27 protein-coding genes are annotated in these 24629 nt (G+C 71.2%); 10 read left to right on the plus strand and 17 right to left on the minus strand.

Annotation, left to right across the window (positions count from 1 at the left end):
* The 4 genes from BM286_RS12180 to BM286_RS12195 form a co-directional block, all read right to left on the minus strand.
* Nucleotides 1-279 carry a 50S ribosomal protein L31e gene (locus BM286_RS12180; RefSeq protein ID WP_092922647.1) on the minus strand — a complete coding sequence of 93 codons (279 nt, stop codon included), beginning with the start codon at nucleotides 277-279 and terminating at the stop codon, nucleotides 1-3.
* Complete coding sequence (locus BM286_RS12185) at nucleotides 280-432, minus strand: 50S ribosomal protein L39e (protein WP_004050128.1); 153 nt, start codon at nucleotides 430-432, stop codon at nucleotides 280-282.
* Between the two features lie 93 nt (nucleotides 433-525).
* Nucleotides 526-1644, minus strand: coding sequence for a M20 family metallopeptidase (locus tag BM286_RS12190; protein WP_092922650.1), 1119 nt, complete (start codon nucleotides 1642-1644; stop codon nucleotides 526-528).
* A gap of 109 nt (nucleotides 1645-1753) precedes the next feature.
* Nucleotides 1754-2038: a DUF357 domain-containing protein gene (locus tag BM286_RS12195; RefSeq protein WP_092922653.1), complete on the minus strand. Its 285-nt coding sequence runs from the start codon at nucleotides 2036-2038 to the stop codon at nucleotides 1754-1756.
* A 112-nt stretch (nucleotides 2039-2150) separates the two neighbouring features.
* On the opposite strand from BM286_RS12195, the gene BM286_RS12200 reads away from it, so the two are divergent.
* Genes BM286_RS12200 through BM286_RS12220 form a run of 5 tightly spaced genes read left to right on the plus strand, consistent with a single transcriptional unit; the run spans nucleotide 2151 to nucleotide 5752 of the window.
* On the plus strand, nucleotides 2151-2921 hold the full coding sequence (locus BM286_RS12200) for an RNase P subunit p30 family protein (protein ID WP_092922656.1): 771 nt from the start codon (nucleotides 2151-2153) through the stop codon (nucleotides 2919-2921).
* Entirely contained in the window at nucleotides 2905-3528 is a 624-nt protein-coding gene (locus tag BM286_RS12205; protein WP_092922659.1) for a class I SAM-dependent methyltransferase, read from the plus strand. Before BM286_RS12200 ends, BM286_RS12205 begins: the two co-directional genes overlap by 17 nt.
* A 10-nt stretch (nucleotides 3529-3538) precedes the next feature.
* The gene (locus BM286_RS12210; RefSeq protein WP_092922662.1) at nucleotides 3539-4018 is read left to right on the plus strand and encodes an Rpp14/Pop5 family protein; all 480 of its coding nucleotides are present in this window, start codon (nucleotides 3539-3541) and stop codon (nucleotides 4016-4018) included.
* A gap of 4 nt (nucleotides 4019-4022) precedes the next feature.
* On the plus strand, nucleotides 4023-4793 hold the full coding sequence (gene psmA / locus BM286_RS12215) for an archaeal proteasome endopeptidase complex subunit alpha (RefSeq protein WP_092922665.1): 771 nt from the start codon (nucleotides 4023-4025) through the stop codon (nucleotides 4791-4793).
* A gap of 53 nt (nucleotides 4794-4846) precedes the next feature.
* Entirely contained in the window at nucleotides 4847-5752 is a 906-nt protein-coding gene (locus BM286_RS12220; protein WP_092922668.1) for an SDR family oxidoreductase, read from the plus strand.
* A gap of 13 nt (nucleotides 5753-5765) precedes the next feature.
* On the opposite strand, the gene BM286_RS12225 is transcribed toward BM286_RS12220, so the two are convergent.
* Nucleotides 5766-6320, minus strand: coding sequence for a hypothetical protein (locus tag BM286_RS12225; protein WP_092922671.1), 555 nt, complete (start codon nucleotides 6318-6320; stop codon nucleotides 5766-5768).
* Nucleotides 6321-6548: 228 nt separating this feature from the next.
* Between BM286_RS12225 and BM286_RS12230 the strand changes: the two genes are divergently transcribed.
* On the plus strand, nucleotides 6549-8474 hold the full coding sequence (locus BM286_RS12230; protein ID WP_092922674.1) for a beta-CASP ribonuclease aCPSF1: 1926 nt from the start codon (nucleotides 6549-6551) through the stop codon (nucleotides 8472-8474).
* 30 nt (nucleotides 8475-8504) lie between these two features.
* Here the strand turns inward: BM286_RS12230 and BM286_RS12235 are convergent, their stop codons facing one another.
* The 3 genes from BM286_RS12235 to BM286_RS12245 all read right to left on the minus strand — a co-directional run bounded on the left by BM286_RS12235 (nucleotide 8505) and on the right by BM286_RS12245 (nucleotide 12718).
* A complete protein-coding gene (locus BM286_RS12235) occupies nucleotides 8505-10115 on the minus strand; it encodes a hydantoinase B/oxoprolinase family protein (protein ID WP_092922677.1) in 1611 nt (536 codons plus the stop codon).
* Nucleotides 10112-12220 (minus strand): hydantoinase/oxoprolinase family protein, encoded by a 2109-nt coding sequence (locus tag BM286_RS12240; protein ID WP_245779353.1) that lies wholly within the window; start codon nucleotides 12218-12220, stop codon nucleotides 10112-10114. Before BM286_RS12240 ends, BM286_RS12235 begins: the two co-directional genes overlap by 4 nt.
* 123 nt (nucleotides 12221-12343) lie before the next feature.
* On the minus strand, nucleotides 12344-12718 hold the full coding sequence (locus BM286_RS12245; RefSeq protein WP_092922680.1) for a cupin domain-containing protein: 375 nt from the start codon (nucleotides 12716-12718) through the stop codon (nucleotides 12344-12346).
* 231 nt (nucleotides 12719-12949) lie between these two features.
* Between BM286_RS12245 and BM286_RS12250 the strand changes: the two genes are divergently transcribed.
* The 3 genes from BM286_RS12250 to BM286_RS12260 all read left to right on the plus strand — a co-directional run bounded on the left by BM286_RS12250 (nucleotide 12950) and on the right by BM286_RS12260 (nucleotide 15374).
* Nucleotides 12950-14290: a hypothetical protein gene (locus tag BM286_RS12250; protein WP_092923284.1), complete on the plus strand. Its 1341-nt coding sequence runs from the start codon at nucleotides 12950-12952 to the stop codon at nucleotides 14288-14290.
* A gap of 113 nt (nucleotides 14291-14403) precedes the next feature.
* On the plus strand, nucleotides 14404-14784 hold the full coding sequence (locus BM286_RS12255; protein WP_092922683.1) for a methylglyoxal synthase: 381 nt from the start codon (nucleotides 14404-14406) through the stop codon (nucleotides 14782-14784).
* A 50-nt stretch (nucleotides 14785-14834) separates the two neighbouring features.
* Nucleotides 14835-15374: a DUF7332 family protein gene (locus BM286_RS12260; RefSeq protein WP_092922686.1), complete on the plus strand. Its 540-nt coding sequence runs from the start codon at nucleotides 14835-14837 to the stop codon at nucleotides 15372-15374.
* 4 nt (nucleotides 15375-15378) lie between these two features.
* Here BM286_RS12260 and BM286_RS12265 read toward each other — a convergent pair whose 3' ends face one another.
* The 3 genes from BM286_RS12265 to BM286_RS12275 form a co-directional block, all read right to left on the minus strand.
* Entirely contained in the window at nucleotides 15379-15921 is a 543-nt protein-coding gene (locus BM286_RS12265; RefSeq protein WP_092922689.1) for a hypothetical protein, read from the minus strand.
* A gap of 74 nt (nucleotides 15922-15995) precedes the next feature.
* The gene (locus BM286_RS12270) at nucleotides 15996-16316 is read right to left on the minus strand and encodes a transcription factor S (RefSeq protein WP_092922692.1); all 321 of its coding nucleotides are present in this window, start codon (nucleotides 16314-16316) and stop codon (nucleotides 15996-15998) included.
* Nucleotides 16317-16384: 68 nt separating this feature from the next.
* Nucleotides 16385-17185 carry an alanyl-tRNA editing protein gene (locus BM286_RS12275; RefSeq protein ID WP_092922695.1) on the minus strand — a complete coding sequence of 267 codons (801 nt, stop codon included), beginning with the start codon at nucleotides 17183-17185 and terminating at the stop codon, nucleotides 16385-16387.
* A 165-nt stretch (nucleotides 17186-17350) separates the two neighbouring features.
* Between BM286_RS12275 and BM286_RS12280 the strand changes: the two genes are divergently transcribed.
* Nucleotides 17351-19189 carry a DUF7289 family protein gene (locus BM286_RS12280; protein ID WP_092922698.1) on the plus strand — a complete coding sequence of 613 codons (1839 nt, stop codon included), beginning with the start codon at nucleotides 17351-17353 and terminating at the stop codon, nucleotides 19187-19189.
* Nucleotides 19190-19221: 32 nt separating this feature from the next.
* On the opposite strand, the gene BM286_RS12285 is transcribed toward BM286_RS12280, so the two are convergent.
* From BM286_RS12285 to BM286_RS12310, 6 genes are read right to left on the minus strand one after another with little or no spacing between them, the layout of a single operon-like run.
* The gene (locus BM286_RS12285) at nucleotides 19222-19995 is read right to left on the minus strand and encodes a DUF7289 family protein (protein WP_092922701.1); all 774 of its coding nucleotides are present in this window, start codon (nucleotides 19993-19995) and stop codon (nucleotides 19222-19224) included.
* Nucleotides 19992-20477 carry a DUF7266 family protein gene (locus tag BM286_RS12290; protein ID WP_092922704.1) on the minus strand — a complete coding sequence of 162 codons (486 nt, stop codon included), beginning with the start codon at nucleotides 20475-20477 and terminating at the stop codon, nucleotides 19992-19994. Before BM286_RS12290 ends, BM286_RS12285 begins: the two co-directional genes overlap by 4 nt.
* On the minus strand, nucleotides 20470-21474 hold the full coding sequence (locus tag BM286_RS12295) for a DUF7261 family protein (RefSeq protein ID WP_092922707.1): 1005 nt from the start codon (nucleotides 21472-21474) through the stop codon (nucleotides 20470-20472). Before BM286_RS12295 ends, BM286_RS12290 begins: the two co-directional genes overlap by 8 nt.
* Nucleotides 21462-22076: a DUF7288 family protein gene (locus BM286_RS12300; RefSeq protein ID WP_092922710.1), complete on the minus strand. Its 615-nt coding sequence runs from the start codon at nucleotides 22074-22076 to the stop codon at nucleotides 21462-21464. The genes BM286_RS12295 and BM286_RS12300 overlap by 13 nt, the downstream gene beginning before the upstream one ends.
* Before the next feature lies 1 nt (nucleotide 22077).
* Nucleotides 22078-22605, minus strand: a complete 528-nt coding sequence (locus tag BM286_RS12305) for a DUF7287 family protein (protein ID WP_092922713.1) — start codon at nucleotides 22603-22605, stop codon at nucleotides 22078-22080.
* The gene (locus BM286_RS12310) at nucleotides 22595-24622 is read right to left on the minus strand and encodes a type II secretion system F family protein (protein WP_092922716.1); all 2028 of its coding nucleotides are present in this window, start codon (nucleotides 24620-24622) and stop codon (nucleotides 22595-22597) included. The genes BM286_RS12305 and BM286_RS12310 overlap by 11 nt, the downstream gene beginning before the upstream one ends.
* Nucleotides 24623-24629: the final 7 nt, after the last annotated feature.

Raw genomic sequence — 24629 nt, forward strand, 5'->3', positions numbered from 1 at the left:
TTACTCGGCGTGTTCGGCCTCGACGACCGGCTCGCCGTCCTCGACGAACCGAGCCGCGCGGACCCGCACCGTGCTGGGCGGGTTCTGTCGCCCGTTCGTCCAGACGGCCTCGTTGACCGAGCCGTCGATGATCACGTCGTCCTCGTCGACGGAGAAGTGCTGCGCGAGGTGCTGTCGCGTGATCTTCATCGCGTAGTCGGCGCGCTGCTGGACGGGCTTCTCCTTCGCGTCGCGGAGCGGGACGGTGACGACGCGCTCCTCGAAGTCGTTCGTCGACATTTACTCGTCCAGGTCGTTCCGGCGCCAGTTGCGCCGCTTGGGGTTTCGCGTCACGTTCATGTCCGTCTTCATCATGACCCACGCGGGGACGCGGGTGTTCTGGCGCTCCGCCTTCGCCAGACGCTTCTTTTGAGCCTTCGACTTGTCTCCCATAGTGGCGCACACTTTCCGCGGGGCGCATAAAACCCCTTCCATACGGGTCGCCACCGGGCCGCCGAACCCCGACCGAGGCCGCCGTCGCGACCGCTACAGTTCCCGCTCGGCGATATCCGCGTAGATCCGGTAGCAGCGGTCGAGGACGTCCAGGCTCGCGCTCTCGGTGTCGGTGTGCGCCTGCCCCGGCTCGGAGGCGCCACAGACCAGACAGTCGGTCCCGGCCTCGGCGAGCCATCCGGCGTCGGTCGCGTGCGGCTTCGTGACGTGTTCGGGCGCGTCGAGGCCGCGCTCCTCGTGGACCGCGCGGGCCACGTCGAGTGCGGCGTCGGCGAAGGCCGCGTCCCCGCAGGCCATCGGCGGGAGGTCCTGATCGACGACGAGCTCGACGCCCGGCGTCGCGTCGGCGACGCCCGCCACGTCCGCGCGACCGCCGGGAACCGTGCGCTCGTCGACCGTCGCCTCGCAGCGCTCCGGGATGACGTTCCACGTGTCGCCGCCGTCGACGATCGTGACCGCGAGCGACCCGGAGACGTCGTTGCCGAGGACCGTCGCCCGCGGCGCGTCGAGGTCGCGGACCCCGTCGATCGCGTCGCAGGCGCGGTAGATCGCGTTCTCGCCCGCCTCCGGCTCCGAGGCGTGCGCGGCCGCCCCGTGCGCGACGAGCCGCGACCCGCGCCGGCCGCGGTGGGCGACGACCACGTCCGTGACGCCCGGCTTCGAGTAGTTCGTCGACCCCTCCGCGACGACCGCGCGGTCGGGGGCGAACCCGGCGTCGATGGCGTGGCGCGCCCCCTCGCCGCCGACCTCCTCACCGACGAACGAGGCGAGTATCAGCTCGCGGTCGGCGGGCGGCGTCGCGTCGCGGAAGGCGAGCATCGCGGCCGCGACCGACCCCTTCATGTCGGCGGTCCCGCGCCCGTAGATCCGGCCGTCGCGACGCTCGACGACGTACTCGCCGTCGAGGCCGTCGCCGGTCGTCTGCTCGGGCGCGGGCGGCACCACGTCGTGGTGGCCGACGAGGGCGAGCGAGTCGGCGTCCGGGTCGTCGGTCGCGCCGGCAAACGCGAGGACGTTGCCGGCGTCGTCGCGCTCGACGGTCGCGTCCGTCTCCGCGCGCAGCCACTCCTCGATCGCGTCGCCCGCGGCCGTCTCGTCCTCGTGGGAGGGGATCGAGACGAGCCGCTCGGTCAGGGCCCCGAGTTCGTCCATGCGCCCTCTGAAACGCCGCACCGCATAAGGGCGTCCCTCGGGGCGAGGGCGCCCTGACGTGAGCCGCGAGGGGCCGCGACGCGAGCGACGCGGGGCGCCCGAGCCGGCCTCAGGTCGTGAACAGCTCCGTGTCGTCTGGCACCGCGAAGAGTCCGAGCCTGACCCCGGCGTCGAGCCAGCCGTACCCGTACGAGTACGAGGCGAGCGCGTTCACCGGGTCGCCGTCCTCGCGGAAGTGCCGGCCGTCGTCGAGGTACGACTCGGCCATCTCCGTCACGTCCGCGGCGGCCTCGCCCAGCGGCGTGTCGGCCGGCAGACGGGGCTCTGCGACGGAGAGCGCGTCCGCGAGCATCCGCTCGTAGCGGTCCGTTTTCTCCTCCAGATCGGCGGGCATACCCGAGTGTTCCGACGGGCGGACAAAAGCGGCCGGGTCGGACCGGGGGCGCTGTACCGCTCCCGGTCCCGAAAGCGCAACGCCGATACGCTCGGCCGCGAAACGGGGGTCCATGTACGAGGCCGTTCACGCCCACCCGGACGGCGAGGCGACCGTCGCGCGCCACGCCGCGACCGCCGCACGACAGGGCTACGACGGGATCGTGGTCCGCTCGCGCGACGCGCTGGATCCGGCCACCGGCGGGGGGCGATCGGGCGGCGACGGCGGGTCGGCCGCCGGCGACCGCGGCGAGAGCCCCGTCCGAGACCCGAACGCCCTCGCCGAGGAGTACGGGATCGACGTCGTCGACGCGGTCGAGATCGACGCCGACGACCCGACGAGCGCATCCGGCGCGGTCGGGAACTACCGGTCCGACCGGACCGTGGTCTGCGTCGTCGGGGGCGACGACGCCCTGAACCGGTTCGCGGTCGAGCAGGCGCGCGTCGACGCCCTCGTCCGTCCGATGGCGGGCGGCGGGGACGTCAACCACGTCCTCGCGAAGGCGGCGCGCGACAACGGAGTTCACGTCGAGTTCGACTTCGGCCCGGCGCTGCGCGAGACGGGCGGGAAGCGCGTCCGGGCGCTCGCGGACCTCCGGAAGCTCCGCGAGATCGTCGACCACTACGACGCGCCGTACGTCGTGAGCGCGAACGCCCGCTCGCACCTCCAACTGCGCGCTCCGCGGGAGCTGGTCTCGGTGGGAGAGGCGGTCGGGTTCGACGCCGAGGCGGTCCGCAAGGGGCTCCGAGCGTGGGGTGACATCGTCGAGCGCAATCGGGAGCGCCGCTCCGAGAGCTTCATAGAGCCGGGGGTCCGACGTGGCAGGTATGAAGAAGACGGTTGAGGAACACGCCGAGCGGTTCTCCGAGAAGGCGGCCGCGTACGACGACTCGAAGAGCGACGAGTACCACGCCTGCGCGAGCCTCGTGATCGACCACGCCGCGCCCGAGTCGGACGACGTCGTCCTCGATCTGGGCGCCGGGACCGGCGCCATCGCGCTCGCGGTCGCGGCGGACGCCGAGCGCGTCCTGGCGCGCGATATCAGCGAGGGGATGATGGAGGAGGGTCGTCGGAAGGCCGCCGACCGCGGCCTCGACAACGTGGAGTTCGCGTACGGCGAGTTCCGCGACCCCGACCTCGACCCGGACCAGCGGGTCGACGTCGTCACCTCGAACTTCGCGCTTCACCACCTCGCTGACGACGAGAAGCGCGAGGCGATCCGGGTGATGAGCGAGACCGGCGCGCGGCGGATCGCCCTCGGCGATGTCGCCTTCTTCGAGGGGCCGGACCCGGACGCGCCGTTCTACAGCCCCGAGGTCGACGACCCCGCGACCGTCGGCACGCTGGTCGAGGCGTTCACCGAGGAGGGGTTCGCGGTAACCGCCGTCGAGCGCGTCCACGACCAGGTGGCGGTGATCGTCGCGGAGCGGCTCCGCGAACTCCCGGCGTGAGGGTGCCGAGATGAAACACCTCCCGAAACACCTTCGCCCGCGGTGGCGGTACCTCGCGGTCGGGATCGAGACGTGGACGGACGCCGAGGTCGGCCGGCGCGCGTTCCAGCGCGCGCTATGGTACAGCGCCGGCAACCTCCTCGGGGACGCCGGCAGCGCCGACGCCGACCTCACGCTGCTGTCGTTCGCGCACGCGGACGGGACCGGCGAGGCCGTCGTCCGCGTCAGACACGGCCACGTCGACGACGCGCGCGCCGCCGTCGCCTGCGTGAGCGAGGTCGACGGCGAGCCCGTCGGAATCCTCGTCAGGGGGATTTCGGGGACGGTGCGTGCCTGTGAAGAAAGATATATGGGTCGCGCGACCGCCAGTTCGACACAGCGAGACGTCGCGTTCGAAGGCGCCGAACGGTCCGCGACCGTGCGCGGTGACGCGTGCGACCTGCGGGTCGAGTCGGGTCGTGTCGGCGCGACGACGTTCGACACCGAGTGATATCATGCAGGGCCAATCTCAACAACAGGCGTACGACCGCGGCATCACCATCTTCTCTCCGGACGGCCGACTCTATCAGGTCGAGTACGCCCGGGAGGCGGTGAAACGGGGGACGGCGAGCGTCGGGATCCGCGCCGAGGACGGGGTCGTCCTCGCGGCCGACAAGCGCGCCCGCTCCCCGCTGATGGAACCGGAGAGCGTCGAGAAGCTCCACAAGGCCGACGACCACGTCGGCGTCGCGAGCGCGGGCCACGTCGCCGACGCCCGCCAGCTCATCGACTTCGCGCGCCGCCAGGCGCAGGTGAACCGGCTCCGCTACGGGGAGCCCGTCGGCATCGAGACGCTGACGAAGAGCATCACCGACCACATCCAGCAGTACACGCAGGTCGGCGGCGCGCGCCCGTTCGGCGTCGCGCTCATCGTCGGCGGGATCGAGAACGGCGAACCGCACCTGTTCGAGACGGACCCCTCTGGCACCCCCTACGAGTGGCAGGCGCTGTCGATCGGCTCGGACCGAAGCGACCTCCGGGAGTACCTGGAGGAGACGTACGAGGAGGGCCTCACCACGGACGAGGCGGTCGGGCTCGCGCTCGACACCCTCGCGCGGTCGAACGACGGGGAACTGTCCCCGGAGGGCGTCGGCGTCGCCACGATCACCGTCGACGACCCCGAGTACGCCGAGCGGCCGACCGACGAGATCGAGGCGGTCCTCGAGGAGCGCGACCTGCTCCCGGCCGACGAGGACGAGGCGGACGGCGAAAGCGACGGGGAGTAGCGCTTCTTTTCCCCCGATCGCCGGCGGGCGTCCCGCCGCCGGTCGGGAGAGTTATGCCGTCGGAGACAGACCGGAGAGGCGTGCAGAAGACGGTACTCATCACCGGCTGTTCCTCGGGCATCGGTCGCGCCGCGGCACACACCTTCGTCGACGAGGGATGGACCGTGTACGCCACCGCGCGGAACCCCGCGGACATCGAAGCGCTCGGCGAGGCGGGCTGTGAGCTCGCCACGCTCGACGTCACCGATCAGGACGACGTCGACCGCGTCGTCGAGCGGATCCTAGACGAGGCGGGCGCGATCGACGCGCTGATCAACAACGCCGGCTACGGCCAGTTCGGGCCGATCGAGGACGTTTCGACGGAGCGGGTCCACGAGCAGTTCGACGTGAACGTGTACGGCCCGCATCGGCTGATCCGGGCGGTCCTCCCCGGGATGCGCCGCGAGCGCGACGGGACGATCGTCAACGTCTCGTCGGTCGCGGGCCGGGTATCGATGCCCGGCGGCGGCGTGTACAGCGGATCGAAGTTCGCCGTGGAGGCGATGTCCGACGCGCTCCGCAACGAGGTCTCGGACCTCGGTGTCGACGTGGTCGTCGTCGAGCCCGGCCCGGTGAAGACGAACTTCTCGAAGCGCGCACAGGCGGAGGCGGGCGTCGATCCGGAGGGTGACGACGGGGAGCGCGAGGCCGACGCCGGGGAGCGCGACGGTATCGACCGGACCGCCGCGTACGAGGGGTTCTACGAGCTGTTCGAGGACGCACAGCTGATCGGCGGCGACGGCCCCGGCGCCGTGGAGCCTGAGCTCGTCGCGAACGCCATCTACGACGCCGCGAGCGCGACCCGACCGCCGGCCCGAGTTCAGCCGGGAACGGTCGCCCGCGTGGGCGTCCTGGCGCGGTTCCTGCCCGACGCGCTGCTCGACAAGGCGTACGGGCTCGTCAGGAACGTCACGTCGTAGTCGGTCGCCGCTCTCACGGACTCCCTTCCCCGGCCTCGTCGTCGACCGCGAACGGGCTCTCTCCCTCTCGCCAGTCCCAGCCGGGGAGCCGCGTCTGGAACCCCGCCGCGAGCGCGGCGTCGAGGTCGTCCGCGCCGGCGGTGCCGGCGCCGGCCCGGTCCGCGTCGGCCGCCGCGTCCCGGTCGACCTCGGCCGTGGCATCCCGGTCCACGTAGGGGTCCGCGACGTGGAACGTCGCCTGCGCGAGCAGCGAGAGCGGACGCCCGCCGGCTATCGTCGCGGCCAGCTCCCGGCCGAGGACCTCGTCGACGACGAACCCGGGGTAGTCGCCCGCCACGTCGAGGTCGCGGAGGAGGGCGACGCAGCCGGCGACGTTGACCGCGACCTCGCCGTCGGCGAAGACGGCGTCGACCTCGCGACGGTAGCCGTCGGGCGCGACCGCGTCCACGTCGGTCTCGAACAGTCGGCCGAGTCGGTCGCGGGTGTCGTTGATGACCGGGACGATCACGTCGGCGCGGTCGCGGACCCAGGCGTGTTCGTCGCGGACCGTCTGCGGCGTGACGCGCATGGCCCGTCTTGGGCCGGCCGAGGCTTGCCCTTTGCGAAGGCTTTTATAACGGCGGGGCAGTAGCGTGATCCAAGCGGGTTTTCGCTGGCTGTTCCCGCGCACGGAACCAGTACGGACAGTACTTCCACTATGCCTACCCCGTCACGGTCGACCGTTCGGCGACGAGCCACGGACCGGCGCGCGGACGCGTTCGACGGCGGCGGCGACCCCAACTACCCGCGGTAAGATATGAGTCAAGTCGACAAGCAGCTCGATACCCTGAAATCAGAGATCGAACAGGAGATCCCGAACGGCATCACGGTCACCGACGTGAAATACGAGGGCCCGGAACTGGTCGTCTACACGCGCGACCCGAAGCAGTTCGCCGGCGACGGCGACCTCATCCGCCGGCTCGCCTCCAAGCTCCGGAAACGAATCACGGTCCGCCCCGACCCCAGCGCCCTCTCCCCGCCGGCGCGCGCCGAGGAGGCGGTTCGCGAGGTGATCCCGGAGGAGGCCGGCGTGACTGACCTCGACTTCCACGAGGACACCGGAGAGGTCGTCATCGAGGCCGAAAAGCCCGGGATGGTGATCGGCCGCCGGGGCTCGACGTTACGGGACATCACCCAGGAGGTCGGCTGGACGCCCGAGGTCGTTCGGACGCCGCCGATAGAGTCCTCCACCGTCTCGAACGTCCGCGGCTTCCTGAAGAACGAGCGCGAGGAGCGCCGCGACATCCTCGAGCGCGTCGGCCGACAGATCCACCGCGAGGAGATGTCCGACGACGAGTGGGTCCGGATCACGACGCTCGGCTGCTGTCGCGAGGTCGGCCGCGCGGCCTTCATCCTCTCGACGCCCGAGACCCGGATCCTCATCGACTGCGGCGACAAGCCCGGCGCGGAGGGCGAGGTGCCGTACCTCCAGGTGCCCGAGGCGCTCGGCGCGGGCGCGGCGACGCTCGACGCGGTCGTCCTGACTCACGCTCACCTCGATCACTCGGCGCTCGTGCCGCTGCTGTTCAAGTACGGGTACGACGGCCCCATCTACACGACGGAGCCGACGCGCGACCTGATGGGCCTCCTCACGCTCGACTACCTCGACGTCGCCGCGAAGGACGGCCGGACGCCGCCGTATGAGTCCGCGCAGGTCCGCGACGCGATCAAACACACCATCCCGCTCGAGTACGGGGACGTGACCGACGTCGCCCCGGACGTGAAGCTCACCTTCCACAACGCGGGCCACATCCTCGGCAGCGCGGTCACCCACTTCCACATCGGCGACGGCCTCTACAACGTCGCCTTCTCCGGCGACATCCACTACGAGGACACCCGGCTGTTCAACGGCGCCGTCAACGACTTCCCGCGCGTCGAGACGCTCGTCTTGGAGTCCACCTACGGCGGCCGCAACGACTACCAGACCGACCAGGAGGACTCCGAGGCGGCGCTCAAGGAGGTCATCAACGAGACGTACGAGCAGGGCGGGAAGGTCGTCATCCCCGCCTTCGCCGTCGGGCGCTCCCAGGAGATCATGCTCGTCTTGGAGGAGGCGATGCGCGAGGGCGAGATCCCGGAGATGCCGGTGCACCTCGACGGGATGATCTGGGAGGCGACCGCGATCCACACCACCTACCCCGAGTACCTCCGCGACGACCTCCGCGACCGCATCTTCCACGAGGACGAGAACCCGTTCCTCGCCGAGCAGTTCAACCACATCGACGCCGGCGAGGACGAGCGGCAGGAGGTCACCGACGGCGACGAGTGTATCATCATCTCCACCTCGGGGATGATCGAGGGCGGGCCGATCATGTCGTGGCTCCGCCACATCGGCCCCGACCCGGACTCGAACCTCGTGTTCGTCGGCTACCAGGCGCAGGGGACGCTCGGCCGCCGGATCCAGAACGGCTGGGACGAGATCCCGGTCGACGGCTGGGGCGGCGGGAGCCGCGGCGACACGCTCACTCTGGAGATGGGCGTCGAGGTCGTCGACGGCTTCTCCGGCCACGCCGACCGACAGGGGTTAGAGAACTTCGTGAAGACCATGAACCCGCGTCCGGAGAAGGTGCTGTGCGTCCACGGCGACGAGAGCTCCGTTCAGGACCTCTCCTCGGCGCTGTACCACGATTACAACATGCGGACGTTCTCGCCGAAGAACCTGGAGACGTTCCGGTTCAAGTAGGCCGACCGGCGAGTTCGACCCCGCCAGCCGTCAGTCCTCGACTTTCCCGTCTCGCCGGTCGCGCTCGCGAGCCTCCGGGTCGCGCTCGGTCGGGTCGCCGTGCCCGCCGCCGCCCGGCGTCAGAACGGACACCGTCGTCCCGGCCGCGACGTCGACGGCCGTCTTCGCCGGGACCGCCTCGCCGTCGATCAGGTTCCGACCGGTCGCGCCGTCCTCGCCGCCGTCGAGCCCCCGCGGGGCGGTTCGGCGACGCTCGGTCAGCAGCGAGACGGTCGCGTCGGTCTCGACGGTGACGGTCCGTTCGAGGCCGAGACCGCCGCGGTACCGCCCGTCGCCGCCGCTCGACGGGCGCAGCGCGTACCGCTCGACCCGGAGCGGGTACGCCGCCTCCAGCGCCTCGACCGGGGTGTTGAGCGTGTTGGTCATCCCGACCTGAACCCCGTCCATTCCGTCTCTGCTCGGACGGGCACCGAAGCCCCCGCCGATGGTCTCGTAGTAGGTGAACTCGCCCCCGCGGTCGCCGACGATCAGGTTGTTCATCGTCCCCTGTCCGCCGGCGGGGATCGCGTCCGGTACCGCCTCGGCGAGCGCGGCCAGCGTCACGTCCGTGACGCGCTGGCTCGTCTCGACGTTCCCGCCGACGACCGCGGCCGGGGAGGAGGGGTCGAGCAGCGATCCCTCGGGGGCCGAGATGGAGACCGGTTCGTAACAGCCGTGGTTCGGCGGGATCTCCGGGTCGGTGACCGCGCGGACGACGAAGTAGACCGCGCTCTTCGCGACCGAGAAGGGGGCGTTCAGGTTGCCGTCGACCTGGTCGGCGGTGCCGGCGAAGTCGACGTCGATCGCGGCGCCGTCGACGGTGACGGTCACCGCGACCGGAATCTCCGCGTCGGTCACGCCGTCGCCTTCGAGGACGTCGCGCGCCCGATAGGTGCCGTCCGGGAGTTCCCGGAGCTCGCCTTCGACACGCTCGCGGGAGTAGTCGATGACGGCGTCGAAGGCGTCAAGGAGCGCGTCGCCGTGTTCGTCGAGCAGTTCCCCGACGCGCTCCTCGGCGCGCGCGTTCGCGGCGCGCTGCGCCCGGAGGTCCGCCTCGCGCTCGTCCGGCGTGCGGACGTTAGCGAGGATCAGGTCGCGGACGGCCTCGTTCGGCTCGCCGCCGTCGACGAGCCGGACCGCCGGGAGCCGGAGCCCCTCCTCGTATATCTCGCGCGCGCCGGGCGGCATGCTCCCCGGCGCGCTCCCGCCGACGTCGGCGTGGTGCGCGCGAGACACCGCGTACCCGACGATCTCGTCGTCGGGCGCGACCGTCGAGACCAGCGTGACGTCCGGGAGGTGCGTCCCCCCGGCGAACGGGTCGTTGACGACGAACACGTCCCCCGGTTTCGGGTCCTTCTCGAGGACGACCTCGACCGCGTCCGGCATCGCGCCGAGGTGTACGGGGATGTGTTCGGCCTGTGCCACCATCCGGCCGTCGGCGTCGAACAGCGCCGTCGAGCAGTCCTGTCGCTCCTTGATGTTCGGCGAGTACGCGCCGCGGATCAGCACGTGTCCCATCTCGGCCGCGACGCTCTCCAGCTGGTTGCGGAGGATCTCCAGCGTGACCGGGTCGACGTCCGGGCCGGTCTCCGCGTCGCTCACGCGTCGCTCACCTCCGCCACCAGCGCGCCGTCGTCGCGGAGTCGCACGCGCCACGCGGGCGGGACGACGACCGTGCTCTCCGGCCCCTCGACCACGACTGGCCCCTCGATCGGTTCGGCGGCCGGGAACCGCTCTCGGTCGTAGACCGGCGTCTCGCGGCGCCCGTCCGGGAACACCGCCTCGCGCGTCGTCCGGGGGGCGGCGTCGTCGCCGCCGACCGACTCGATCGCCGGCGCACTCCGGGGGACGGTCGCCGTCGCGCGACAGTTCACGAGCTCGACGGGCTCGTCGGCCCGGTAGCCGTACGCCGACTCGTGGGCCGCCGCGAACCGCTCGCCGACCGCCGCGGGGTCGAACGATCGCTCGACGTCGACGGTGAGCTCGAAGCTCTGCCCGGCGTACCGGCAGTCCGCGGCGTACTCCAGCCGCGCCGCGTCCGGGTCGCTCACCTCGCTCAGCAGCCGGTCGAGCAGTTCCCCGTAGACGGCGTCGACCGCGTCCGGGTCGACCTCGGCGAGCGGTCCCTGGTGCGTCCGCACCGCGTCTCGGGTCTCGTCGGCCGCGAGCAGCCCGTAGGCCGACAGAACGCCGGACGCGTGCGGGACGACGACGCGCTCGACGTCGAGGCCGTCGGCGATCGAGACCGCGTGCATCGGCCCCGCGCCGCCGAACGCGACGAGCCCGAACTCACGCGGGTCGTGACCGCGCTCGACGGTGACTGATCGGATCGCCCGGGTCATGTCCGCGTTCGCGACGCGGTGGACGCCCAGCGCGGCCGCGACCGGGCCCTCCATCCCGGCCTCGTCCGCGAGGCGGGCGAGGGCGTCGCGGGCGGCCGCCGCGTCGAGCGACAGGTCGCCGCCGAGGTCGGTGTCCGCCCCGACGTACCCCAACACGAGGTCCGCGTCCGTGACGGTCGGCTCGGTACCGCCCTTGCCGTAGCAGGCGGGCCCGGGATCCGCGCCGGCCGAGCGCGGGCCGATCCGGAGCGCGCCCCCGGAATCGACCCACGCGATCGAGCCGCCGCCCGCGCCCACCGTCTCGACGTCGACCATCGGCGTGCCGATCGGTCGGTCGGCGATGGTCGCCTCCGTCGTCCGCTCGACCTCGCCGTCGCGGACGAGGCTGACGTCGCTGGAGGTGCCGCCCATGTCGAAGGTGATCAGCCCGTCGCGGTCGTCGGCGGTCGCCGCCGTCGCGCTCGCGCCCACGACGCCCGCGGCGGGGCCCGAGAGGACGGTCGTCACGGCGTTTCGCCTGACCGTGTCGGCGTCGGTGACGCCGCCGTTGGCCTGCATGATCCGCGGCTGCGGGAGGCCCAGGTCCCGCGCTCGCTCGGTGAGGCGACCGACGTAGCCGTCGATCGCCGGGCGCACGTAGGCGTCGACGACCGTCGTCGAGGTGCGCTCGTACTCGCGGAACTCCGGGAGCACCTCGTGGGAGGCGGACACCGGGACGTCGAGCGCGTCGCGCAGCGCGTCCGCGACGCGTTCCTCGCTGTCGGGATGCGCGTAGGCGTGGAGCAGGCAGACCGCGACGGACTCGACCTCGGCGTCGCGGAGGTCGGCGACGACCGACTCGATCGCCGCGTCGTCGACCGGACGCTCGACCCCGTCGACGGTCGACCGCTCGGAGACCTCGAACCGGCGGCGTCGAGGGACGAGCGGCGCCGGCTTCTCGGCGTCGAGGTCGTACAGGGACGGTCGGGTCTGCCGGCCGATCTCCAGCACGTCGCGGAACCCCTCGGTCGTCACGAGGGCGGTCCGCGCGCCGTCGCCCTCCAACAGCGCGTTGACGGAGACGGTCATCGCGTGGGAGAACTCCGTCACGCTCTCGGGGTCGATCCCAGCCGCCTCGCAGGCCGTCTCGATGCCGGCCGCGACGCCCTCGCTCTGGTCCGCGGTGCTCGGCACCTTCGCGGTGACGAGGTCGCCGCCGAGCGAGAGCGCCACGTCGGTGAACGTCCCGCCGACGTCGACGCCGATCGCTCGACCGTCCGTCTGTCGTCCGTCGGTCGCCCGGTCGCCCGTCGATCGTCCACCGGTCGCCCGGTCGCCCGTCGATCGTCCACCGGTCGCCCGGTCGTCCGTCGATCGTCCGCCCATCTACGACACCCCGACGGCGCCTCGGGGGCTCCGGACGCCGAGCGGCGCGGTGTCTCGGTCGCGTGGCATGGAGCCCCCTCGTTACCGGACGGACTTAAGCGCGTGCCGTCGCGCGCGCTCCGCTCACCCGTCGGGGTCGAACGTCCCGGTCCTCAGCCCCCGTCGGACCGGCTCGTGCTCCTGGTCCGTCGGAGGCGGCGCGGTGACGAGGACCGCCTCCAGTCGCGTCCCGTCGGCCCGGACGCCCCGGTCTTCGCCGGCGGGGACCGTGACCACCGACCCGGGGGAAACGGCATGCTCCTCGTCGCCGTCGCGGACGACTCCCTCGCCGGACCGGACGACGACGGTCACGTCGCTGTCGGGCGCGTGGACGGGAATGAACTGGTCCGGTTCGAAGTAGCCGCAGACCGTCTTCGATCGCTCCGTGCGAGACACCTCGCGGGCGGTGAAGCGCTGGTCGTCGTACTCGCGCTCGGCCTCGACGCTGGTCGCGGTCATGCCCCACCGTCCGCGTCCCGCCGGTACCCGCGTTGTGCCGAACATCTTCCCCGTCGACGGGGACCCGGTGACGGGGAACCGGCGACAACGCGCGTCGCGTCCGGCGACGGGGTACTCCCGCGCTCCGACGAGCCCGCGAACATCTTCGGGAACAGTCGGAGGGCGGCGGCGGTTCGTGATCCGAACATGGGCGCAGTTCCGGGCGGAATCGACGCGGCGAAGGGGCCGCCGATGACGGTGCCGCTTCGGCATTTCCTCGTCGGGCTCGCCCTCCTCGTCGGCGCCCTGCTCGTCGGGATCGGGCTCGTCGTCGAGAGCGTGCCGGGGCTCGGCGGCCTCGTCCACGTCCACCTCCTGCTGGTCGGGTGGGTGTGCGTGACGATCATGGGCGCGATGACGCAGTTCGTCCCGGTGTGGTCGGGGACGACGCTCCGCTCGCGGCGGCTCGCGAGCGTCCAGCTCGCGCTCGTCGTCGGCGGGCTGGTCGGGTTCGCGGCCGCGCTCGCGCTGGGCCGACTCCCGTGGCTCGCGGCGTTCGGGGCCGTCATGCTCGTCGGCTTCTGGGCGTTCGTCTACAACGTCGGGCGGACGCTCGCGACGGTCGAGGAGTTCGACGTGACCGAGCGCCACTTCGCCGTCGCGCTCGCCTTCTTCGTCGGCCTGACCGGGCTCGGCGTCCTCCTCGCGGCGGACCTCGGGTCCGGGTTCCTCGCCGGGGTCGGGGTCTCGCACGCCGGCGTCCGCGGCGCGCACGTCACCCTCGCCGTCTTCGGCGCGGTGCTCACGACCATCTACGGCGCCCTCTATCAGCTCGGCACGATGTTCACGCAGACCGAGCTCCACGGGATCGACGGCGGGCTCCGCGCGGTCGAGGAGGTCGGCCACCCGGTCGGCGTCGTCGCGCTCGCGGCGGGTCGGCTGGTCGGCGTCGTCGCGCTCGCTCGCGTCGGCGCGGCCCTGATCTTGCTCGCCGCGCTGGCGTTCGCGGTCGTCCTCGTCCGTCGGCTCTACGAGATGCGCGTCGAGCGCACGCCGATGCACGCGCGGTACGCGGTCGTCGCGCTCGCGCTCGCGGCGTGGGCCGCGACCGCCGCGCCCGCGTGGCTCCGGTCGCCGACCGCTCCCGATCACGTCCTCGGCGGCCCCGGCAGCGCGCCGCTGCTGCTCCTCGGCGTGATCGGGTTCGTGATCCTCGGAACGCTGTACCACGTCGTCCCGTTCGTCGTCTGGGTCCGCCGGTACAGCGACCGGCTCGGCTTCGAGGCGGTGCCGATGGTCGACGACCTCTACGACGACCGGCTCGCGGCCGCAGACGGGACGCTGCTGTTCGCCGGGACCGCGCTCGTCGTCGCCGCCGACCTCCTCGCGGGCGCGTCCGGGACGACGCTCGGGGGCGGGGCCCGAGGACCGGCGCTCGCCGGGATGTCGCTGGTGACGCTCGGCGTCGTCGTCTTCGCGGTCAACGCGCTCTCGGTGATCCGCCGCCACAGTCCCGGCACGCTGGTCCGCGTCGCGCTCGGGCGGTTCGCCCCGCGCGGTGCGGTCGCCGGTGCGGACGCGAGCGACGGCTAAGCGAGTCGGTCGCGGCCGCGACGCGTGAGCCGGGACGAGGACCGCGTCGAGGCGAGCGTTTCGAGGACCGCGTCGAGGCGAGCGTTTAAGCGACCCCGCGATGAGCGCACCGTATGCGCGTCGCGCTCATCGCACACGACGAGCTGAAAGACGAGATGGTCGCGTTCGTCGAGACGCACGCCGAGGCCCTCGACGAGTGTGAACTGGTGACGACCGGCACGACGGGCAAGCGGATTTCGGAGGCGACCGGCCTCTCGGTGAACCGCCAGGCCTCGGGGCCCTTCGGCGGCGACCTCCAGATCGGTGCGATGATCGCGAGCGACCGGATCGACGGGGTCGTGTTCCTCCGCGACCCGCTGACCGCACAGGCCCACGAGCCGGACATCTCGGCGCTGCTGCGCGTCTGCGACGTGAAGGACGTGCCGCTGGCGACGAACGTCGCGTCCGCGGAGCTGCTGGTCGAAGGGCTGCTTGGCCCCGATTCTCTCGACTGATACCGGCGCCGGCGACGATTTAAGTGAGTCCGGCGAAGGAGGGAGTGATAATGGATCGCCCGGGGTCTCGGGCCGTCGCGCTGTCGCTACTGGTCGTCGTAGCGACCGCCGGCGTCGGCGCGGCCGCGGGGCAGACCGCGGGAGTGGAGTCGCTCGCTCAGCCGTCGGCCGCGGATTCCTCGGGCGGTCCCGCGACCGTCGGGCCGGGCGTCGACGCGAACGAGGGGACCGTCACCCCGATCACGCGGTGTTTCAGCGGCGAGGGGTATCCGATTTCGATCGGCGGCGAGGGAGGCGCGACGATGGCGGCGGTGATCCACCTCTCCGTGCTGACCGATCCCGCCGCAGGCAACGAGTTCGGTCTCGAAACCGCCGGTCGGCTCGGCGACGAATCGATCGTGACGCTCGCCGCGGGCGTCAGGCTGACCGCCCGGGAGGCGTTCGCGAACGGGGTCGACCCGTTCGCGGCGTTCGACGTGTTGTACACCTACGAGCTGCGACTGCCGATGTTCGAGGGCGCCGTCGGCGACGCGGAGTACGAGGACGACGGGTCGCCGATCGGGTCGAGCGCGGGCGCGGTCGCCTGCTGATCGGTCAGTCCGAGCGTTCCGAGCCGTCGCCGGCGTCGGATCGCGGCCGGACGCCGCGCACCAGCGCCAGCAACTCCCGCCGCGTCGCCTCGGACCCGTCGCCGGTCGGATACGCACCGCCGGCGAGCAGGTACTCTCCCGACGTCCACACCGCGAGCGGCGCCTCCACCGGCACCCGCTCGCCGTCGACCGCGCAGCGCCCGTGGAACACGGAAAGCGTCGCGCGCGACGCGTTCGGGTCGTCGACGTCGAGCGGCCTGTCGTCTCGGTGTTCGAGGCCCGTGATACGCCGGTCTGCGAGTCGGTCGCGGAACCCCTCTCGGGCCCGCGACTCGACGAGTCGGGTCAGGGCGGGGTTCGGTCCGGCGCCCGGCGAGATACGGAGTCGGCTCGCGAAGAAGAACGGGCGCGGCGGCGGCGTCTCGCGCTCGTACCGGATCGTTCCCGCCGTGACCGACACCGGGCCCGCCTCGAAGGGACGCTCCGTGGTCTCCGCGACGAGCGTCCACCCGTCGAGGCGGTCGCGCGGGACGACCGGTGGCTCCATGGACGCACCTCTCTCCGGACGGAAATAAAACGGACGGCGACGGGTGGCGCGGTGCTCGGACGAAGGCGGGCCGTTCAGTGGTCGTCTTCGCGCCACTTGTGTTCGCACTCGGTACAGACGAAAAAGCGGGTCTCGGACTCGTCGGCCGCGCGGATCTGCTGCATGTACCAGTACGCCTGGTCGTTGTCGCACTCGGGACACCGGGCCGTCGTCGTCGGGAGCCCCTTGTCCTCGGCGTCGCTCACGTCGACGATCTCGGACTCGACCTGCGACTGGGTCGTCCACTCGTCGTCGCCGTCGTCGCGCCCGATCTCGGAGCCGCAGGAGCCGCACACCCAGTGGTCCTCGCCCTCGCCGGATTTCATCATGGAGCCGCACTCGTCGCAGAACTTCATGCCCGAACCTACCGCGGATCGTATATAAGCGGCGGGATCGCGGACGACCGAGAGCGTCCCCGAGACCCTCACTCGCCGCCGTCGACGTGCTCGGCGAGCGCGAAGCGGACGCGCTCTTCGTCCGGGCCCTTCGTCTCCCGGCCGGTGACGACGACCTCGCCGATGTCGGCCGTGTTCGCGACGTGCGTCCCGGCGCAGGCGGTTCGGTCGTAGGGGTCGTCGTCGCCGTCGGCCCCCGCGATCTCGACGATCCGGAGTTCCTCGATCGAGTCCGGGAGGAGGTCGATCCGCGTCCGGTCGGTGTCGAGCGTCGCCTCCGCCGTCTCGCGGTCCATCGTGTAGCTGGACACCCCGCGCCCGTCGTCGACGAGGTCGTTGAGTCGCGCCTCGACGCGGTCGAGGTCGTCGTCGGTGAACCGGTCGTAGGCGACGTCGATGCGCGCTCGATCGTGATACAGCTGGTTGCCGGTCGTCGGCGCGTCGAACTCGTCGAGCAGCAGCGCCGACAGCAGGTGTTGTGCGGTGTGGTATCGCGAGTGCGCCTCGCGGCGGTCGGCGTCGATCTCGCAGGTCACGTCGGTTCCGGGCTCCGGGAGCGCGGGCGCTTCGCCCGCGTCGCCCGCGTCGTCGCCCTCGGACAGCGGCTCGACCTCGTGGTGGACCGTGTCCGCCATTTCGACGTCGACGACCCGGAAGTCGCCGCCTCCGTCGACCGCCCGAATCGCCCCGGTGTCGTGGGGCTGGCCGCCGCCGGTCGGATAGAAGTGGGTCCGGTCGAGGACGAGCCGGTCCGGATTCGAGAGGACGCGCTCGACGGTCGCCTCGAACGTCGTCACCGCGTCGTCCGCGAGGTAGAGTCGCTCGGTCACGGGTGCGGGAACGGTCGCCGGCGAGAAATATGTACGGTTCCACGAGGGGCCGATCGCCGTGCGGAGCCGTCGGGCGGTCGTCGACCGCCGAAGGTCCCGTCTCGGGCTATCGCGACTGATAGCCGGGTGTCCACGTTTATGAGCGGCTCGGACCTACGGAGGGGCATGGAACGAGGAGAGCGGGGAGCGCCGACCGAGCGCGCGCAGAGCGAGGTGCTCGGCACGGTGCTGCTGTTGGGGTTGACGGTCGCGGTCGTCGGCACCACGGTCGCGCTCGGCGGCGCCGCGCTCGACGACGCCCAGCGGACCGCGGACCTCCAGCGCGTCGAGGGGGCGATGACGCAGCTGGACTCGAAGGCCAGCCTCGTCGCGCACGGGGGGTCGCCGTCGCAGCGGGTCCGGGTGGACGTCGGCCGGAGCGCCGGCCTCCGCGTCGACGAGGGCGCCGGCTGGCTGCGGATCGAGGTGAGCGGCGGCGAGAACGGGACGTACGCGAACCGGATCGCGCTCGGCGCGATCGTTTACGAGCGCGGCGGCAGCACCGTCGCGTATCAGGGCGGCGGCGTGTGGCGCTCGAACGGCGACGGCGGCTCGGAGATGGTGTCGCCGCCGGAGTTCCACTACCGCGGGACCGACGGGCCCGAGACGCTCACGCTCCCGCTGGTGACGATCGAGAACGGGTCGGGGCGGCTGGGCGACACCGTTCGGATCACCGAGAGCGCGTCCGGCGCCGCGTCGGTGTTCCCGAACGCGGACTACGGGAACCCGCTCTCCGACAGCAACGTGACCGTCGAGATTACGGTTCAAAGCGAGTACGCCGACGCGTGGGGGCGGTTCTTCGAGTCGCGGACGAACGCGGCGGTGGCCGAACTCGACGACGACCGGGTGCGGATTCTGCTCCGCACCGCGACCGTCCACCCGACGCTCAGCGCGAGCGTCTCGGCGACGGGGCGCTCCGAGCTCCAGATGGGGGACGTCGACTGGCTGTACGCCGACAGCTACAACTCGAGTAACGGGACCTACGGCTCCCAGACGCCTGGCGACGGCGCGAGCATCCAGACCCGGGGCGACTTCGCGCTCACTAAGGGCGGCGGCGGAAACACCGAGACGGTCAGAATTCGCGGAAACCTGACGGCCGAGTCGTACAACATTCCGCCCGGACAGTCGGCCAAGCTGAACGTCAGCGGCGAGCGCCGTATCGAGACCGCGTTCGACCAGCTCGCACCGGTCGAGGGCGGGATCAGACAGCGGATCGACGGCGTGAGAGAGCGGAACCTCGCGGACAACGCGCCGAATCAGTCGACGGGCATCGATCTGTCGGGCGACGAGACGCTGACGATCGACGAGAACACGTACGTCGACGGCGACGTCTCCGTCTCCGAGCGCGCGACGCTCCGGGTCACCGACGGAGCGACGATTCACGTCGCCGGCTCGGTGACGGTCGAGGGCGACGAGACGGCGACGCTCGACGTCGAGACCGGGAGCGGGAACGTCACGGTGCTGGTCGACGAGGGGCTCGATCTGAGCGGTAGCGCCTCGGTCAGGGCCTCCGGCGGCGGGCGTGCGGAACTGTACGTCGACGACTCGATCACCGTTCAGGGCACGGCCTCGATAGCGACGGCTGAGAACACCCGGCTCGACATCTACAACACCGGCGATATCGACCTGAACGGACAGGTGACGGTCGCTGCCGACGGCGACGTGGCGAGCAACCTCTGGCTGTATTCGAGCGGCGACGAAGTGGAGATGGCCGGCGGGGAAGACGACGGCGACCGGATCCGGTTCACCGGCGTGTTCTACGCCCCGCAAAGCGACGTGGAACTGGAAGACGGGATGACGATCAAGGGGTCGTTCACCTTCCGGCGGTTCTCGTTCGACGACGGCGACATCGAGATCCACTACGACGAGGCGCTGCGCACGCACCAACCGTTCGACGGCGAGACGGTCCCCGTCGTGAGCTACCTCCACGTCTCCACGCACGGCGTGGTCGTGGAGTCGGACTGAGTTCGGAACCCGTCTCGCTCGCCTTCATCGGCTCAGTCGGAGAACTCGACGCGCGCGACGGTCCGATGGAGGACGAACCGGTCGTAGCGGTCGGCGACGAACGTTACGGCGAGGTCCGACGGTCCGTTCGTCGTCACCGAGATCCGGTCGTGGTCGGCCGCGAGGTCGCGGTAGTAACGCTCCCAGACGGTCGCCTGCGTGGAGTTAATAGTCAGCGTGACGTTCGCGGCGGCGGTCCGGTCGTCGACGGCGACCGCTCGGGCCGTGCGCTCCCCGACGACGAGAACCGTTCGCTCGCCGCTCGCCGTCTGCGGCGGACCGGAGAGCCCGTACAGTGAGTAGACGATCGTCTCGCCGACGAGCAGGTCGGGCTCTCTGATCATGACGCCGTTGTCGCCTTGCATCCGGAACACCGCGCCGTTCTCGTAGACGATGCGGGTGTCGCCGGCGCCGCGATACGTGAGCGATCCCCGTTCGGTGACCGGGCCCTCCATGCCGCTGCCGTTGAGTCGGAACTCGGACGCCGATTCGAACGCGAGCTCGCCACCGCCGAGTCGGAGTTCCGTCGCCCGGCTCGGGACGCCGTCCTGGCTGAGGTCGTTAAGATTGTCGTGGAGGACGTCGAACGCGCGCTCGACGTTGTCGTCGCGCTCGGCGAGCCGGGCGTCCTCCAGCCCGCCGAGCCCGACGGTGAACGTCACGGCGATGGTGGACGTGATCAGCGCGAACACCAGCACGAACCCGACGGTCTCGCTGACGCCGCGGTCGGCCGAGCGGAACCCGTCGCCGCGGTCGAGCGGCGTCATCGCTCGCTCACCACCACGGAGCCGTTCGGGCCGGCGTCCGGGTCCCAGAATATCAGGAGGTCGCCGCCGTCGACGGTCACGTTGCGGACCGCGACGCCCTCGCTCGTGCGGAACGGGACCGCGACGCTCGCGTCGGTCTGCCCGCTTTCGAGCGCGATCGTCCCCTCGGTGCCGCTCGCGGTCACGCGGATCCGATAGCCGGTTCCGGCCGCCCTGTTCGGAAGCGTCAGCGACCGGTTGACCGTGAGTTCCTCCCGCGACGACGCGCTCGCTGCGAGCCGGTCGACGGTGCCGACGTCGGCGGCGATCCGCTCGCCGACGACCGTGAGCTCACCCTGCGCCGCGCGTTCGCGCTGCGTCTCGACGAACGACCCGCCCGCGACGAACAGCCCCGAGAGCAAGAGCGTCGAGATCGCGAGCGTCATGACGTAGCCGACGGTGACCGACACGGCGCGGTCGGAACCCTCCGACCCGTCACGCATCGCGCTCACCCGGCGCGAGCCGGACCACGTCGCGGTAGGTCAGTTCCGGTGTCCGGTGGAGGACCTCGACCTCGACGCTGTAGATCCCCTCGACGACGTACGGCCGCGAGCCCCGGCCCGGGTTCGCGCCGTCGTCGCGGTCGTCGACGACAAGGTGGTACGTCCCCCGAGCCTCGTCGCCGTTCTCGTACCGGACATCGTACGGGTCGGTTCCGGTCTGGACGCCCTCGGCCCAGACGAGCGCGTCGAACGGCTCGCCGTTGACCGTCCCGTCGGTGAAGTCGACGGTGTGATTCCCGTCCGGACGCGGCGCGAACGTCTCGGAAGCCGCGTTCGTCCCGTTCGGCGTCTCCCGTTCCACCGCCACGGTGAGGTTGTCGCCGGTCGCGCGCCACAGCGCCGCCGACCACGTCGCGTTGGTGCCGCCGGTCGTCCCGTCGGCCACGACGGTGAACGCGCCGCCCCCCGAGTCCGACAGCGAGCCGGGAGCGACCGTCAACCGGTAGTTCCGCGTCCGAGTGGCGTTGCCCGCGACCGTCCAGTCGGCGGCCGAGCCGCCGGGTGACGTCATGTTTCGGAACCCGGTGTCGCTCTCGTTCTGGGCGACGAAGTAGCCCGTCTCGACGGTCGAGCGATTCACCGATACGTCCGCTATCACCCCGTCTCGCGCGCGCAAGTCCCCGACGGTCCGGGCGTACGTCGCCGCGCTCGCGGCGAAGTCGTCGACCACGCCGTCGGGGCTGCTCCGGTTCCGGTGTTCGCGATACATGATCCCGGCGAGGTCGTCGACCACGCCCTCGCGGAACTCGATCGCCTCCGCCCCGCCGGCGTCGGCGCCGCGCGTCGCGAGGTTCTGCGTGTAGATGACGGTGTTCAACAGGAGCACGACCGCGACGAAGAGGACGGCGAGCGTCAGCCCGGTGATCAGGATGATCTGGGCGCGGTCCTCGTCCTCGCTCGCTCGGCCGCGACCGAGGGGAGAGTTCACATCTGCCATGCGGTGATCCTCACCTCCACGACCGTGTACAGGACCTCCGGCGACCCCCCGGTGACCGGGGGCGCGAAGTACGACGCGGAGCCGTTCTCCGCGAGCGTGTACCCGTCGTCGACGCCGAACCGATCGTCGCCGTACAGGGCCACGCGGACGCTCGCAGTGGCCGCGTTGTCGCTGGGCGACCCCATGTCGACCATCGCGGTGTCGCCCGTCTCGTTGCCCCCCTCCTCCGGGTAGTACACGTCGATGTCGAACGCGATCTGTCGGTCGCCGAACGCCTCCGTCAGCGGGTCGTGGAGCGGGTGCGAGTCGGGCGGCACGCCCGCGTAGGTGCCCCCGTCGTCCGCGCCGACGAACCCGCTCCCGTCTTCGTAGTACAACAGCGCCGCCTCGAGGTCGCCGCTCGCGTCTGCCGTCGAAAGCAGGTCCTGGGCCGCGATCGCCGCCTGGTTCTCGACGTGCTGGTTCGACGTGCTGGCCGAGAGCGGCGTCACGGCCGTCGCCTGCGTCGCGAAGATGAGCCCGGTGACCAACAGCAACGACGCGGTGAACGCTTCCAGCGTGTGCGCCTGCCCCCGGTCGTCGGGGAAGCGTTCGACGAACATCTCACCACACCCGCAGCGTGAGCCGGTAGGTCTCGGGCCCCCGCCGGTCCTCGGGGTCGTCGATCGTGACGATGCGACTGGCGGACGAGACGCTCTCGCTCCGCGGCGGCGCCGGCCCGGCGCGCATCGCGACCGCGGCGCCGTCGGGGTCGAGCGTCCCGACGGCCCCGCGTCGCGTGACGGTGAGGTTGAGTCCCCGGCGGTCGTCGACGCCGAGTTCGGCGTGCAGGTCGTTCGCGTTCGCCGTCCAGGTACAGTCCGACTCGTCGGCGGCCGTCTCCGGATCGGTCCCGTCGAAGAACGCGAGCGTACAGGCGTGCGACAGCGTCGCGGCCGACCCGCCGCCGGCGAGCGACGACTCCGCCAGCCGCGCGGCGCCGCGCTCGGCCACGATGACGGTCGCTCCCTCGCCGACGGCGTACGGCTCCAACAGCGACGGGACGAACGAGAAGGTGAACCCGACCGCGACGAGGAACACGGACATCCCGACGACGAAGTCGAGGACCGTCTGCCCGCGGTCACCCGACATAGATCCACACCCCCAGCGCCAGCGTCATCAGGATCACGGCGAACTTGACGCCGGAGATCAGCTCCGCGTCGCGGATGTAGCCGCTGATGAAGCCCGAGAGGATCGCCTGAATCGTCACCGCGTGGAAGAACAGCATCGAGAGGACGTCCGGGTCGACGCCGCCGCCGCCACCGAAGCCCGCCCCGCCCCCGCCGTCGCTCTGGCTCACCAGGTCGCCCATCACGGCGATGAACTGCGTCTGGAGGATGGCCATCACGCCGAGCAGCGTGACGTACGTCATCACGATGATCGCCACCTGCATCCGGGTCCGGGACTTGCGCTCGCGCTCGATGTCGTCCTGGTTCTCCGAGGCCTGTGCGGCGGTCGTCAACACGTCCGTGATCTGCGAGGACGCCTCCTGCGCCTCGGTGATCAGCTTCACGGTCCGGGCGAGCCGCGGGACCGCGTAGGCGTTGTTGAACTCCACGAGGGCGTCGCGAAGACTCATCCCGTAGTTCACCTTCGCGTGGATAACCTCGAACTCCTCGGCGAGCTTCCCGGTCGACGTCTCCGAGACCGTGCGCACGGACTCGAGCAGCGTCTGCCCGGTGTCGTTCGCGGACGAGAGCTTCCGAAGCGTATCGGAGAGCTTCCCGGTCACCGCCCGACGCGAGCGCTGGTGCCATTCGTAGAAGAACCCGAGGGGGATCAGTACGACGTACACCGGGACGTACACCCACACGAACGCCGACCACACCGGACGGGCGACCCACCCGTCGAACGTCGTCGGCGCCGAGCCGGACGCGACCGCGACGCCGACGATCGCGAGCGACGCGGGAACGGTCAACGCGAGCGTGTACGGAGGGTTCTCGCGGAGGAAGAGGTGCGGCGCGGAGAGGATCTCCACCGTCTTGTGGGTCCCTTCGCGGTCGCGGATGCGGTCGAAGACGCCGGACGTCCCGACGAACGCCTCGACGAGCCCGAAGTGGAGCAGCCCCTCTTTGCTCGTCTGTCGGAGCCGCTCGCTCCCGCCGTCGGGCTGGAGGAAGCCGTCGCCCGGGTCGTCCTGTTTCACGGTCGAGACCAACACGAGGAAGCCGACGCCGACCAGCGGGATGAGGACGTACACCGTCGCGTACAACAGCCGGTCGTCGGCCTCGCCCATCATTCCCATGATGACGAGGATGATGATGAGAAGCAAGGGGAACAAGGAGAGCGTCATGTACATCTCGCCGAACAGCTCCAGCGTCTCCAAGGTCATCTCGCGCTCTTGTTTCGACGTGCGGAGGTGTTTCTCCTTTTTGTCCTTCAGGAAGCCCTCCATGTCGCCGCCGGAGTTAACGATAGAGAGCATGTCGGAGAGGAACTGGGAAAGCTCGTCCGAGGGCGTCTCCATCGACTGCTGGCGGATCGCGTTGCGGTAGTCGGTGCCGAAGTACTCCGTCTCGTTGACGATGCTCTGGAACTCGCGGGACACCTCGCCGTAGGTGTCCTCCGCGGTCGCCATCGCGCGAAGGATTTCGAGCTGGTTGAGCCCGCCGACGGAGAGCGCGTACATGAACGAGACGGAGTCCGCGAGCAGGAGGTTGATCTCCCGTTTCCGCGCCGAGGCCCGCGAGTACGGGACCGCGACGACCCCGCCGAACCCGACCGCGAACCCGATCGATCCGAAGACGAGCCCGCTGAGAAGCACCGCTGTCGGGACGACGAGCGAGCGGAGCAGCTCCTGGACCGCAGGCGTCGGCGCCGGCACGCCGAGCGAGAGCGTCGACGGGTCGATCAGCCCGAGCGAGAACACCCCGTAGCCGACCGCCGTCCCGAGCGCCCACAGCGCGCCGCCGACCGAGAGTCCGACGGCGAGCGCCAGCGAGACGTACATCTCGACCTGATCGGGCATCCGCGCTTCGACGAGTTTGCGCTCGACGTCTCCGACGAAGTCGCCGTCGGCGTCGAACAGTCGCTCGAACACCGGGTAACAGAGCCCGGCGAGGACGTTCGCGTCGACGCCGCTCTCGCCCGCGTCCAGGTCGAGGCTCACGGCTCGG

This window comes from Halorubrum sodomense, from assembly GCF_900111935.1.
In the GTDB taxonomy this organism is placed as follows: domain Archaea; phylum Halobacteriota; class Halobacteria; order Halobacteriales; family Haloferacaceae; genus Halorubrum; species Halorubrum sodomense.